The sequence below is a fragment of the Nocardia asteroides genome (assembly GCA_019930625.1).
GTDB lineage: Bacteria > Actinomycetota > Actinomycetes > Mycobacteriales > Mycobacteriaceae > Nocardia > Nocardia sputi.
The window spans coordinates 3,851,642-3,864,603 of record CP082844.1 but is presented as its reverse complement, the minus strand read 5'-3'; the positions used below and the strand labels follow the sequence as shown (position 1 = coordinate 3,864,603).

Genomic DNA, 12,962 nt, shown 5'->3' with positions numbered 1-12,962 from the left:
CGCAGGCGGTGCGTCCTTCCGTGCGCCAGGGGCTTGCTAGTCGAGCACGCGACGGCGCGGTTTGACCGATTTGCGGTAGTCGCGGTTCTCCGCGGCCACCATGAAGACCGCCTCGTTGGCGGTCAGGCCCAGCTCGTGGGCCAGGTCGTCGAGCACGGCCCATTCCGCCGTGCTGGGGATGAGGGAGGTGGCGACCGTCGAGGCGATCGTCATCGCGGTCACCGCCTGTTGCCCGGTCAAGGTGCGACCCGGAAGCCAGGAGACCACCCACCGGTCTCCGCCGACGCAGCGCGCCATGTGCGTGGTCTCGTCACTCGTCATCGTGGACGCCGAAACGACTTCAATTGCCACCGACCTGCTCCCCTCGTGCTCGCGATAGCCCGGACGCACTAGATCGTATGGGTCGGTCACCGGAGCGGAGCTCAGATGTAGCAAATATCCCGCAACAGATTGGTCACTGGGTAGAAGTACAGCTGGTCGCCGCTTTCCTATTTCTCCGCACCCTCGACAGGCGGCTTCGGCGCAGTTCTGGGAACCACCGCGAGAATCGCTTTCTCGATCGCTTCCCGGCGCGCCGGACCGGCCTCGGCTCCCAGCTCGAGGCAGAAGCTGTCGATCACAGCGGACCCCATCGTGACCACCTTGGCCCATCGGACGTCGGCTCCGCAGACGGCGAGTTCGGCGGCCAAGCGGCTGAGCAGGCCGATCCGGTCCTCCGCGCGCAGTTCCAGGATCGCTTGGCCGGGCACCGCGGTGTCCGCCCAGATGACCCGGGGCTGGGCCTGGGCGTACCGGCTCCGGCCGACGGTGCTCGCCTCACGCTCGCGTTTGGCCAGCGCCGCGGGCACGTCCAGTTCGCCTGCCGTGGCACGGATCAACTCCTGGCGGAGCAGCCCCGGGTCCGGTGGGTCGCCGAATCTCGGGGCGACGACGAACGTGTCCACGGCCGAAGCGCCTTCCACGCCGAGCGCGGCCGACAGCACCCGCAGCGAATGTAGCGCCAGCACGCCGGCGGCGTCGGAGAGCAGCCCGGGGCTGTCGGGCGCGATGACGGTCACCGTGTACGTGTGCTTGCTCTCCCCCGGCTTCAGGTCGACGTGCACCCCGCCCGCCCTGGCCTTCTCGACCAGTTCCGGTGCGATCGGCTCGGGCGTCGGCAGCTGGTCGCCCGCCATCACCATCCGGCAGCGCCGAACCAGCTCGCCGATCAGCGAGGCCTTCCAGTCCCCCCAGACACCCGGCCCGGTGGCCAGTGAGTCGGCCTCGGCCAGGGTGTGCAGCAGTTCCAGCAGCTGCGGATCGCCGTCGAGCGCGTCGACGACGGAGCGCACCGTCTCCGGATCGGACAGGTCGCGCCGGGTGGCGGTTTCCGGCAACAGCAGGTGATGCCGGACGATCGCGCTGAGCGTGCGCACGTCCGACGGCCACAGACCGAGCCTGCGGCCGATGTGGGTGGCGAGTTCCGCGCCCACCAGGCTGTGATCGCCCGCGCGGCCCTTGCCGATGTCGTGCAGCAGCGCGCCGAGGGCGAGCAGGTCCGGACGGGCCACCCGGGTGCTGAGCGCGCCCGCGTAGGCCACCGTCTCCATGAGATGACGATCGACGGTCCAGGTGTGCAGCGCGTCGCGCGGGGGCAGGTCACGGACCGCGCCCCATTCCGGGAGCAATCTGCCCCACAGGCCGGTCCGGTCCAGCGCCTCGATCGCGTCGATGGTGCCGCGGCCCGCGCCCAACAGGACCAGCAGGTCGTTGAGGGCGTCCTTGGGCCACGGCTCGCGTAGCTCGGGCGCGTCCTCCGAGAGCCGGTTCAAGGTGGTGGCGGACATCGGCAGGCCGGTCTGCGCCGACGCCGCCGCGACGCGCAGGATCAGGCCGGGGTCGCGCTGGGGGCGTGCGTCCCTGGCCAGCACCACCTCACCGGCATGCTCGACGACTCCTTCGTCCAGCGGCCTGCGCACCGGCATCCGGCGCAGGCGCGCCAATCCCCTTCGGGGCAGCGCGTTGGCCGCGGTGCGCAGCCCGACGTCCACGGAGTAGCTGACCGTCCGGGCCGAGTCGCTGAGGGTGCGGGCCAGATCGAACCGATCGCCGATGCGCAGGGCCGCGCCGATCTCGTCGGCGTCCTGCGCCCGCAGCTGATCACGGGAACGGCCCGCCACGCGATGCAGTTCGGTACGCACGTCCAGCAGACGCCGGTGCGCCTGCTTCAATCCGCCGCCCGGCACGTCCGGCCCCAGTCCGGGCATGGCGTCGGTCAGCTGGGCGATGGCCAGCGCGTCGAGCAGCTGGATGTCGCGCAGGCCGCCGCGCCCATTCTTCAGATCGGGCTCGGCGCGGTGGGCGATCTCGCCGCTGCGCTCCCATCGGGCCTGCGCCTGGGCGATGAGATCATCGAAACGGGACCGGATACCGGTACGCCATTCCCGGCGCACCCCGCCGATCAGCAGATTGCTCAGTTCCTGGTCGCCGACGATGTGCCTGGCCTCGAGCATGCCGAGGGCGGCGATGAGATCGTCGGCGGCCACCCGCAACGCCTGCGGCACGGTCCGCACACTGTGGTCGAGTTTGATATGCGCGTCCCACAGCGGGTACCAGAGCTGGTCTGCGACCTCGGCCACCCGGGCGGGATCCACGTCGTCGTGCAGCAGCACCAGATCCAGATCGGAGAACGGCAGCATTTCGCCGCGGCCGAGACCGCCGACGGCCACCACGGCCAAGCCGCTGTCGGGCCCTATGCCCAGTTCGGCGCCTTTACTGGTGAGCCAGAGTTCGTAGAGGTCGACCAAGGCCTGGCGCAGCGACTCGGCATCCAGCCGGGGATTGCGGGGCAGGCCGCCGTCGAGCAGTTGTCTTCGCGCGCGGACCAGGTCGGCCGCCCCGTTGGACACCCTGCCGTTGCCTTCTTCGGCGCCCTTCGGACCACCGTCGTGTTCGTGCCGACTTCCCACAACCCACCGCCCATCTCATGCGCGCGGCCCCGCCCCGACCGGGAGTTCCGGCGGGAGCGGGGCCGCCGCTCGACTCGATATTCCGCTACAGCGCGTCGGTGCCGCGTTCGCCGGTCCGCACCCGGATGATCGACTCCACCGGAGTCACCCAGACCTTGCCGTCGCCGATCTTGCCGGTGCGGGAAGCCTCCACGATCACCTCCACGACCTTGTCGACGGACGCGTCGTCCACGACGACCTCGACGCGGACCTTCGGCACGAAATCGACGGAGTACTCGGCGCCGCGGTACACCTCGGTGTGCCCCTTCTGCCTGCCGTACCCTTGGACCTCGCTGACGGTCATGCCCAACACACCCGCCTGCTCGAGCCCGGACTTCACGTCCTCGAGCGTGAACGGTTTGACGATTGCGGTGATCAGTTTCATGTTCGTCATGCCTCCTTGACGGCCGAACGTGCCGTGCTACCCAGAGCGGCGAAGTCGTAGGCGGTTTCCGCGTGCTCGGATTCGTCCAAGCCCACCGACTCTGCTTCCTCGCTCGGGCGCGGCGACGAAACCGACCAGCAGGGTGCCGACGATGCCGCCGACGAGGTGCACGCCGACCACGTCGAGCGAGTCGTCGAAACCGAACTTGAACTTCAGGCCGACCGCCAGTGCGCACAGCGCGCCCGCGACCGCGCCGACGACCAGCGCGCCGAGCACGTTCACCGAGGAACACGCCGGGGTGATGGCGACCAGACCGGCCACGATGCCCGACGCCGCGCCCAGCGAAGTGGGCTTGCCGTCACGGATCTTCTCCACCAGCAGCCAGGCCAGCACGGCGGCGCAGGTCGCGATGGCGGTGATGATGAAGGTCGAACCGGCGAGGCCACCGGAGGTCACCGCGGAACCGGCGTTGAAGCCGAACCAGCCGAACCACAGCAGACCGGCGCCGAGCATGACGAACGGCAGGTTGTGCGGGCGGAACGGCGTGCCCGGCCAGCCCTTGCGTTTGCCCAGCACCAGCACCAGGGCCAGACCGGCGGCGCCCGCGTTGATGTGCACCGCCGTGCCACCGGCGAAGTCGACGGCGAGCAGTTTGTTGGCGATCCAGCCGCCCTCGTGCACGATGTTGCCGTCGGCGTCCTTCACGTCGAAGTCGAACACCCAGTGCGCGACCGGGAAGTAGACCACCGTGGCCCAGATGCCCGCGAACAGCAGCCACGCGCCGAACTTCATGCGGTCGGCGACCGCGCCCGAGATGAGGGCGACCGTGAGAATGGCGAACATCAGCTGGAAGGCGACGAAGACGGTCGCCGGAATCGTGCCCGCGAGCGGGATGTTCACCGCTTCGGTGGTGATGGCGCCCGCCGCGTCCTTGGCCTCGGCGACGGAGTTGCCACCGATCAAGCCCTTCAGCCCGAAGAACTGCGTTGGGTCACCGATCACACCGAAGATGTTGTCGCCGAAAGCCATCGAGTATCCGTACAGCGACCACAGCACGCCGACCACGCCCATGGCGCTGACGCTCATCATGATCATGTTGAGCACGTTCTTCGAGCGGACCATGCCACCGTAGAAGAAAGCCAGGCCCGGGGTCATCAGCAACACCAGCGCCGAACTCACCAGCATCCAGGCGGTGTCACCGGTATCCGGTGCACCGGTAAGTGGAAAAGCCACCTTAATGTCCTCCTCATCTCGGGCCCAGCCGATTCCGGCAAATGGACCTGAACAGAAGGGTCCTCACTCGGTGTTTCATCCGTAGAGCTGTCGTGTTTCACCTACGTGAACGGATGACGCAGCTGTGTTGCCACTACGTTTCGTCACCTACACCGAGGGTTCTCCGACGCTGTGAGTACAGCGTCCGCCGAATCGGACATTCGTTACGACGGAAGAGGAGTCGGCAAACATTCGGGGTGTGATGGACCTCGCACCCGGCCGCCAGCGAGTGCTCGGCGTCCGGGTGCGCGCCACTGCCCGAAACAGCGCGGGCGCGAGCCTTTTCGAGGGGCTCGGCGAGCGGGAGGCTCAGCCCAGCAGCGCGTCCACGAACGCGGCAGGCTCGAACGGGGCCAGATCGTCGGCGCCCTCACCGAGCCCGACCAGCTTCACCGGAACACCCAGTTCGTGCTGGACCTGGAAGACGATGCCGCCCTTGGCGGTCCCGTCCAGCTTGGTCAGCACGACGCCTGTGATGTCGACCACTTCGGCGAACACTCTGGCCTGGGTCAGTCCGTTCTGCCCGACGGTCGCGTCCAGCACCAGCAGGACCTCGTCGACGGCGGCCTTCTTCTCCACGACGCGCTTGACCTTGCCCAGCTCGTCCATCAGACCCGTCTTGGTGTGCAGCCGGCCCGCCGTGTCGATGAGCACCACGTCGACGCCGCGCTCGACACCCGCGGCCACCGCGTCGAACGCGACCGCGGCCGGGTCGGCGCCCTCGCGGCCGCGGACGGTGTCGGCGCCGACCCGCTCGCCCCAGGTCTGCAGCTGATCGGCGGCCGCGGCGCGGAAGGTGTCGGCCGCGCCCAGCAGCACGCGGCGGCCGTCGGCGACGAGCACGCGCGCGAGCTTGCCGGTGGTGGTCGTCTTGCCGGTGCCGTTCACGCCGACCACCAGCAGGATCGACGGGTGATCCGGATGCGGCAGCGCGCGCACCGAACGGTCCAGTTCCGGTCGCAACTGCTCGATCAGCACGTCGCGCAGGACGGCGCGCGCCTCATCGGTGCTGCGCACGCTGCGCGCCGCCATCTCGGCGCGCAGCCGGGAGACGACGGCCGTGGTGCTCGCGGTGCCGAGGTCGGCCAGAACGAGGGTGTCCTCGACCTCTTCCCACGAGTCGTCATCGAGGTCGCCGCCGCCGAGCAGGCCGAGCAGGCTCTTGCCGACAGCGTTCTGCGACCGGGACAACCGCCCCCGCAGGCGGACCAGGCGACCGGCGGTGGGCTCGATCTCCTCCAGCGCGGCGGGAGCCTCGACGCCCGCGGGCGTGTCGGGAGCGACCACGTCGGGAGCGGCGCCGACCGCGTCGGTAGCAGCGGTTTCGGCGGTGGCGGGCTCGGCGTCGGCCGTGGCCGGTGCGGTGTCGGCTACCGAGCCCTCCGGCGACTGGACCTCATCGGCCGTCGGCGGCACTGTCTCGGCCGTCGACGCGTCCGCCCCGGGTGCGGTGGCGGGTTCGGCGCCACCCGACGCGGCGGGCGTCTCGGCGACGTCGGCCTCCGGCAACGGGACGTTGGTGATACCGCGCTTGGGCGCGTCGCGCGGGATCGCGGCGTCGTCGCCGACGTGCGGCTGTCCTTCGGTATCGGTGCGCTCGACCGGTTGTGGTTCGGTCGCCGTCCCGCCCCGGCTGAAGTTGAATCCGCCGGAGGCGGTGTACCCACCGGAACGGTCGGTCACCTCCTTGTCCGGCGTGGGCGGAGTCAGCGACACGCGGCCGCGCTTGTACCGGACGAAACCGGCGACGAGCACGACGAGCAGCAGCGCGGCGACCGCGGCGATCAGGATCCAGACTTCGGGACTCACGCGGACCATCCTTGCAGACCGACCGTCACGTGTTCGGCCCCGAGCCGCACCCGGCGCGCGAGTCGCGCCACCGCGCCGACGCCGCGAACTCGGCGAACACCGCTGGTACCGGGCCTCGGACCCGCCCGCGCGGGCACCGACACAGCCCTCCAGATTTCTTGTCCTGCGGAACTTCTCGCGAAGGGACAATAGGATCGGCGACGTGACCGATCGAAACGTGCTTGGGGGGCCGCTGGAAGAGTGCGGCACCGATCCTCTCACCGGCTTCTACCGGGACGGCTGCTGCAGTACCGGGCCGGAGGATCTGGGCAGCCACACCGTGTGCACCGTCGTCACGGCAGAGTTCCTGGAGCATCAAGCCTCCATCGGCAACGACCTGAGCACGCCGCGACCGGAGAACAACTTCCCCGGCCTGCAGCCGGGCGACCGGTGGTGCGTGGTGGCCGTACGGTGGCTGCACGCACACGAGGACGGCGTCGCCGCGCCCGTTGTGCTGGCGGCCACGCACGAGAACGCCCTGGAAGTGATCTCGATGGACATCCTGCGCAAGTACGCCGTCGACGTGCCCGACGACGTCAGCGACCTGCTGTGAGCAACCCGTAAACCCCCTCTTCGGCCCGCGGCGGGCGCCGCGAAACCACCTGCTCGCGCCGATCGCGGACCGGGTCCCGATCGGTCCGTGGCGCATCAGAGCACCGGATGACACAAATGCGCCATCCGGCTAGCGAGCCGACGCGACACGCCGACGATGAGCCTTCTGACGACAGGCCGCGGAGCAGTACCTGGCCCGCCGACCCGTCCCGGCCCGGGGCACCTCCCCGTGACACATCGGACAGCGCCCGCTTCCAGTTTCGTTACGGTCCAATGATTCGTTACGGTTCTCGGGCCGGACCTCCGGTTTCGTCACGCCCGGCTGATCCGGCCGAGCGCGCAGCGCGTCGAGCACGATCGCCGCGGTGCGGTCCACACTCCCCCGCGTCTTGCGGAGCTGTTGGATCGCGACGCATCCGGTGAAGATCGCCAGCACGTCGTCGAGCTCGATGTCGGCTCGGACCGCACCCGCCTGCTTGGCCGCGGCGAGCAGGGCTTCCAGCGAACGGTGGAAACGCACGCCCGCGCTGTGCAGGAGTGCGCGCGGCCAGCCGTCGTCGGACTGGACCATGTCACAAAGCGCCTGGTTACCGGGCGTCGTGGCGATCACCGCAGTGCAGAAATCGAAGAAGGCCGCACCCGGGTCCGGTGCGCCGAGATGGTCGGCGGCCAGTTTCGCCAACCGATCGATGCGTTGCTGCATAACGGCTTCGAGCAGGTCGGCCTTCGTCGGGAAGTGCCGGTAGACGGTGCCCGCGCCGACGCCCGCCCGGCGGGCCACCTCCGCGAGCGAGACCGAGGCGCCCTGCTCGGCGAAGGCGCGCTGCGCGGCTGCCAGCACGAGCGCGCGATTGCGCCGGGCATCGGCTCGCGACGTCCCGGCAGGGGCGAGCGATGTGGTCATTTCGTTACGCCTCTCCGAAAAGGGACCTGGTCGATCGGGTCGAGCCACCCGTATCGTCCGAATCCGGGTCACACGACCCGATTCTATCGAGCAGAGAAGGCGGAGCATGTCCCCCCAGCACAACCTGATCCTGGTCACCGGAGCCACCGGCAAGCAGGGCGGCGTGACCGCCCGCAGGCTGTTGGCGGACGGCACGGCGGTGCGCGCGCTGGTCCGCGACGCGCATGCGCCCGCCGCACAGGAGTTGGCCGCGGCGGGCGCCGAACTCGTCGTCGGCGACTTCGACTCGCCCGAGACGTTCCCCGCGGCGCTGGACGGTGCCACCGGATTGTTCCTGGTGCCGCCCGCCGCGTACAGCCCGCAGGGCTGGGATGTCGAAGTGGAAGCCGCGCGCGGAGAGTCGCTGGTCGCCGCGGCGCGCAACGCCGGTGTCCGGCAGATCGTGTTCACCGGCATCGCCTCGATGAACGACGACGTCTCCTGGGGCGCCAGCGGCAAGAAGCGCATCGAAGACGCCGTCATCGCCAGCGGCGCCCGCTACACCCTGCTGCGCCCGGTGCGCTTCATGGAGAACTACCTGCTGCGCACGTCACCGGTCGACGGCATCCACGATGGCGTCCACCGGCACCTCTTCCCGGCCGAAGGACCGATGAAGGTCATCGCCCTGGCCGATATCGGCGACATCGCCGGTCTCGTCTTCGCCGATCCGGACCGATTCCACGGTCGCGTCCTCGAACTCGCGGGCGACGCGCTCACCCCGCCCGCGGCCGCCGCGGCGATCAGCGCGGCCACCGGCCATCCGGTCCGCTATCAGGAGATCGGCGAAGCAGACGCGGACGCGCTCGGCGTGCAGATCGGCAACACCTGGCGACTGCTGCGCCGGACCGGCGGCTGGCGGGCCGACGTCGACGAGATCCGCGAGATCCATCCCGGCTTGCGGACTTTCGACACCTGGCTGGCCGAAACCGGTGCGGCGCAGATCAAAGCCGTACTGGAAAGCGAAAAGGCTGGTATCGCGGAGTGATTCGATCCGGAGCACCCGCGCCGGGCTGATGCGTGCGCGTCGGGGGAAGCAATAGCGCGGTGACGGATGACGAGCGACGCATTCGCGCTGCTCGTGGAGGTATCGCGGCTGCCGGGCGTACCGTCGACATGGTGGTACGCCTGCGCAGGAGATCCGGTCGTTCTCGACGCGACCCGGTGGGCGCGGAAGTGGAGCCGCTCAGCCCACCGCGCCGACCGGGGCCAGATTCTCCCCGCGCAGCCGCTGGGAGATCACCTGGGTGATGCCGTCCCCGCGCATGCTGACGCCGTAGAGCGCGTCGGCGATCTCCATCGTCGGCTTCTGGTGGGTGATGACGATCAGCTGGCTCTTCTCCCGCAGCTGTTCGAACAAGCCGATCAGGCGGCGCAGATTGGTGTCGTCCAGCGCGGCTTCCACCTCGTCCATCACGTAGAACGGCGAGGGCCTGGCGCGGAAGATGGCAACCAGCAACGCCACCGCGGTCAGCGACTTCTCCCCGCCGGACAGCAGCGACAACCGCTTGACCTTCTTGCCCGGCGGACGGGCCTCCACCTCGATGCCGGTGGTGAGCATGTCCGAGGGATCGGTGAGCAGCAACCTGCCCTCGCCGCCGGGGAACAGTTTCGCGAATACCTGGACGAACTCGCGCTCGACGTCGGCGTAGGCCTCGGTGAACACCTCCAGGATGCGGGCGTCGACCTCGGCGACGACGTCGAGGAGATCCTTGCGCGCGCTCTTGACGTCCTCGAGCTGGGTGGCCAGGAAGTTGTAGCGTTCCTCCAGCGCCGCGAACTCCTCCAGCGCGAGGGGATTCACCTTGCCCAAAGTGGCCAGGTCCTTCTCCGCCCGCTTGGCGCGACGCTCCTGGGTCTGCCGGTCGTAAGGCATCGGGGCCGGCGCGCTGACCTGCTCGCCACGTTCCCTGGCCTGCTCGTACTCCTGTAGTTCCAGCGCCGAGGGCGGCAACGGCACATCCGGGCCGTACTCGGCGATCAGATCGTTCAGCGCGATGCCGAACTGCTCGGCGATGGTCGCCTCCAGTTGCTCGATGCGCAGCGCGGCCTGCGCCTTGGCCACCTCGTCCCGGTGCACCGCGTCGGTGAGCTGGGACAGCTGCGCGGTGAGAGCCCGCACCCGCTCCTTGATCTGCTCGACTTGCGCGGCGCACTCCGTGCGCCTGCGCACCAGCTCGTCGCGGCGAGCGCCCGCCTCGGCGACCACCTGCTCGAGCTCTGCGGCGATCTTCGCACCGGACTCGGCGACGGCGGCGGCCAGCTCGGCGGCCTGCTTACGCGCGGCCTGGGCGCGTTCGGCGCGGGCGCGGGTCTCCCGCTCGGCACGTGCGGCGCGCCGCAGCGAATCCGCTTTGCCCCGAACCGATTCCGCTCGTTCCTCGGCGGTGCGCACGGCCAGCCGGGCTTCGACCTCCATCGCGCGCGCCTCGGCCAGGGCGGCCGCTGCCTCTTCCCGTGCGCGACCGGCGGATTCGGTGCCGGCCGCGCCCGCGCCGTCGGCGTCGACCTCGGACTGTTCGAGTTCCGCGTGCCGCAGGCGATCCTCCAGTTCGGCCAGCGACGCGAGCGCCTCCTCGCGGCCGGCCTCGGCCTCGTCGCGCTGGCGCAGCAGCCGCTCGCTTTCGGTCTGCGCGGTGCGGGCGGTCTGGCCGAGACGGCCTAGCCGCTCGTAGATCGCCACCAGCGCCTGGTCGGATTCGTGCAGGGCGAGCAGCGCCTGGTCGACGGCGTCCTTGCGGTCGGCCTGCTCCTCGAGCGCGCCGGACAGCGCGGCCTCGAGTTCCTCGGCGCGCCGCTGCGCCGCCACCAACTCGGCCTCGGCGGCATCGATGTCGGCCTGGATCTCCAATTGGCTGGGCGCGCGATCCGAACCGCCCAGCAGCCAGCCGTTTCCGGCGAGGTCACCGTCGCGAGTCACCACGCGCAGGTCGGGTCGCGCCGCGACCAGCGCGCGGGCGGCGGGCAGGTCGTCGGCCACGGCGATGCCCGCGGTCAGCGCCGCGATCGCTCCCTGCACGGTGCCGGGGCACTCCACCACGTCGATCAGCCAGCGGACGCCGTCGGGCAACGCGCCCAGCTGTGCCCGATCGGCGCTCTCGGCGCCGAAGACGACGGCGGCGCGGCCGCCGTCGGCCTCCTTGAGCGCCTGGATCGCGGCGTGCGCGGACTCGCCGGTGTCGGCGGCGACGGCGTCGGCCAGTGGGCCGAGCGCGGCGGCCACCGCCGCCTCATAGCCACCGTGCACGCGGAGCAGGGCCGAGAGCGGACCGAGCAACCCCTGCTCGCGATGCTCCACCAGCCAGGCCACACCGTCCCGGCGTGCCAGGTTCATCCCGAGCGCCTCGATACGCGCGCCCAGCGACGCGACCCGCTTGCTCGCGTCACGGTCCTGTTCGCGCAATTCGGTGACACGCTGATCGGCCAGTTCCAGTGCCTGCACCGCATGCTCGTGCTGGGCGTCCAAGCCCTCCTCCCCCGCATCGAGTTCCGCGAGTTCGGCCTGCACCGTGTCGAATTCCGCCTGGGCGGTCTCGCCGCGGTGGCGGGCGTCGGCGATGGCGACCGAGAGTCGTGCGATCTCGGTGTCCATCGATTGCGCCCTGGCCCGCAAGGTGTCCACCTTGCCGGACAGCCGGGCCACACCCTCGCGCCGGTCGGCGATCGCCCGCACGGCCGCCAGATGCGCCTGTTCGGCGGCCTTGGCGGCGTGCTCGCGTTCGGCGAGCTGATCCCGTGCCGCTTCCAAGACCTCGGCGGCCATCTCGACCGCCTCGCGCAGTTCGGCTTCCTCGGCTTCGACGCGGTCGGCCTCGGCCTCCAACTGCTCGGGGTCGCGGCCGGTGCCGACCGGAGCCGCGGCGTCCAGGTGCCGCGCCCGGTCACCCGCGATGCGGATCGTCGCGTTGACGCGCTCGGCCAGCGCGGAGAGCTGGAACCAGATCTGGGCGGCGGCCTCGGCGCTCGGCGTCAGCCGGGACAGCTGGAATTCCTGCTGTGCCAGCGCCGCGTTGGCCGCGTCCAGCTCGGATTGCACCGTGATCTGCTGCTCGCGCGCGTAAGCCTCTTTGCTCTGCTGACCGGCCAGCTCCTCGCGGCGCGTGACCAGGTCGTCGGCGGCCAGGCGCAGCCGGGCGTCGCGCAGGTCGGCCTGCACCGTCTGCGCCCTGCGCGCCACCTCGGCCTGCCTGCCCAGCGGTTTGAGCTGCCTGCGCAGTTCGGTGGTGAGGTCGGTCAGACGAGCCAGGTTGGCTTGCATGGCCTCGAGCTTGCGTACCGCCTTTTCCTTGCGTTTGCGGTGCTTGAGCACACCGGCGGCCTCTTCGACGAAGGCGCGGCGGTCCTCCGGGCGCGACTCCAGGATGGCCGAGAGCTGACCCTGCCCCACGATGACGTGCATCTCGCGTCCGATGCCGGAGTCGCTGAGCAGTTCCTGCACGTCCATCAGGCGGCAGGAGTTGCCGTTGATCTCGTATTCGCCCGCGCCGTCGCGGAACATGCGCCGGGTGATGGACACCTCGGCGTAGTCGATCGGCAGGGCACCGTCGGAATTGTCGATGGTGAGCGTGACCTCGGCGCGGCCGAGCGGTGCGCGCCCGGCGGTGCCCGCGAAGATCACATCCTGCATCTTGCCGCCTCGCAGCGCCTTCGCACCCTGCTCGCCCATGACCCAGGTGAGCGCGTCGACGACGTTCGATTTGCCCGATCCGTTCGGACCGACAACGCACGTGATGCCCGGCTCCAACCGCAGCGTCGTCGCGGACGCGAAGGATTTGAACCCCTTCAACGTCAGGCTCTTCAGGTGCAAGTTCGACGGCCTTTCCGTGTTCTGCCCGGTCGGCGTTCCGCGTGGTATAGGCAGCGTATCCGGCGACCAGTCATGGTATCGGTCGCGTGCCGGGAGCTGCGGGGGCCCGGCGGCGCACGCGACCGAGTAGCGGTGCGGCGATATCGGTAGGTTATCGAGTCGCCTCCCGTT

The 12,962-nt window shown here is 70.1% G+C and carries 8 protein-coding genes and 1 pseudogene; 2 read left to right on the top strand and 7 right to left on the bottom strand.

Going from position 1 to position 12,962, the window contains the following annotated elements:
- Positions 1–36: 36 nt before the first annotated feature.
- From K8O92_17675 to ftsY, 5 genes and pseudogenes are all read right to left on the bottom strand, one after another.
- The gene (locus K8O92_17675) at positions 37–321 is read right to left on the bottom strand and encodes a hypothetical protein (protein UAK35761.1); all 285 of its coding nucleotides are present in this window, start codon (positions 319–321) and stop codon (positions 37–39) included.
- Positions 322–488: 167 nt separating this feature from the next.
- Positions 489–2,948 carry a [protein-PII] uridylyltransferase gene (locus K8O92_17670; GenBank protein ID UAK29836.1) on the bottom strand — a complete coding sequence of 820 codons (2,460 nt, stop codon included), beginning with the start codon at positions 2,946–2,948 and terminating at the stop codon, positions 489–491.
- A gap of 85 nt (positions 2,949–3,033) precedes the next feature.
- Positions 3,034–3,372: a P-II family nitrogen regulator gene (locus tag K8O92_17665; protein UAK35760.1), complete on the bottom strand. Its 339-nt coding sequence runs from the start codon at positions 3,370–3,372 to the stop codon at positions 3,034–3,036.
- Positions 3,373–3,377: 5 nt separating this feature from the next.
- Positions 3,378–4,557 (bottom strand): annotated as a pseudogene (locus K8O92_17660) (ammonium transporter).
- A gap of 396 nt (positions 4,558–4,953) precedes the next feature.
- Positions 4,954–6,453 (bottom strand): signal recognition particle-docking protein FtsY, encoded by a 1,500-nt coding sequence (gene ftsY, locus K8O92_17655; protein UAK29835.1) that lies wholly within the window; start codon positions 6,451–6,453, stop codon positions 4,954–4,956.
- A gap of 202 nt (positions 6,454–6,655) precedes the next feature.
- Between ftsY and K8O92_17650 the strand changes: the two genes are divergently transcribed.
- The gene (locus tag K8O92_17650; GenBank protein ID UAK29834.1) at positions 6,656–7,045 is read left to right on the top strand and encodes a DUF2237 domain-containing protein; all 390 of its coding nucleotides are present in this window, start codon (positions 6,656–6,658) and stop codon (positions 7,043–7,045) included.
- A 129-nt stretch (positions 7,046–7,174) separates the two neighbouring features.
- On the opposite strand, the gene K8O92_17645 is transcribed toward K8O92_17650, so the two are convergent.
- Positions 7,175–7,948: a TetR/AcrR family transcriptional regulator gene (locus K8O92_17645; protein ID UAK29833.1), complete on the bottom strand. Its 774-nt coding sequence runs from the start codon at positions 7,946–7,948 to the stop codon at positions 7,175–7,177.
- Positions 7,949–8,054: 106 nt separating this feature from the next.
- On the opposite strand from K8O92_17645, the gene K8O92_17640 reads away from it, so the two are divergent.
- The gene (locus K8O92_17640) at positions 8,055–8,972 is read left to right on the top strand and encodes an NmrA family NAD(P)-binding protein (protein UAK29832.1); all 918 of its coding nucleotides are present in this window, start codon (positions 8,055–8,057) and stop codon (positions 8,970–8,972) included.
- Between the two features lie 198 nt (positions 8,973–9,170).
- Here the strand turns inward: K8O92_17640 and smc are convergent, their stop codons facing one another.
- Positions 9,171–12,791, bottom strand: a complete 3,621-nt coding sequence (gene smc / locus K8O92_17635; protein ID UAK29831.1) for a chromosome segregation protein SMC — start codon at positions 12,789–12,791, stop codon at positions 9,171–9,173.
- Positions 12,792–12,962: the final 171 nt, after the last annotated feature.

Bases quoted from the DNA above. Each gene is read 5' to 3' on its own strand.
- K8O92_17675 (UAK35761.1), bottom strand. From the start codon at position 321: ATGACGAGTGACGAGACCACGCACATGGCGCGCTGCGTCGGCGGAGAC.
- K8O92_17665 (UAK35760.1), bottom strand. From the start codon at position 3,372: ATGAAACTGATCACCGCAATCGTCAAACCGTTCACGCTCGAGGACGTG.
- K8O92_17645 (UAK29833.1), bottom strand. From the start codon at position 7,948: ATGACCACATCGCTCGCCCCTGCCGGGACGTCGCGAGCCGATGCCCGG.
- K8O92_17640 (UAK29832.1), top strand. From the start codon at position 8,055: ATGTCCCCCCAGCACAACCTGATCCTGGTCACCGGAGCCACCGGCAAG.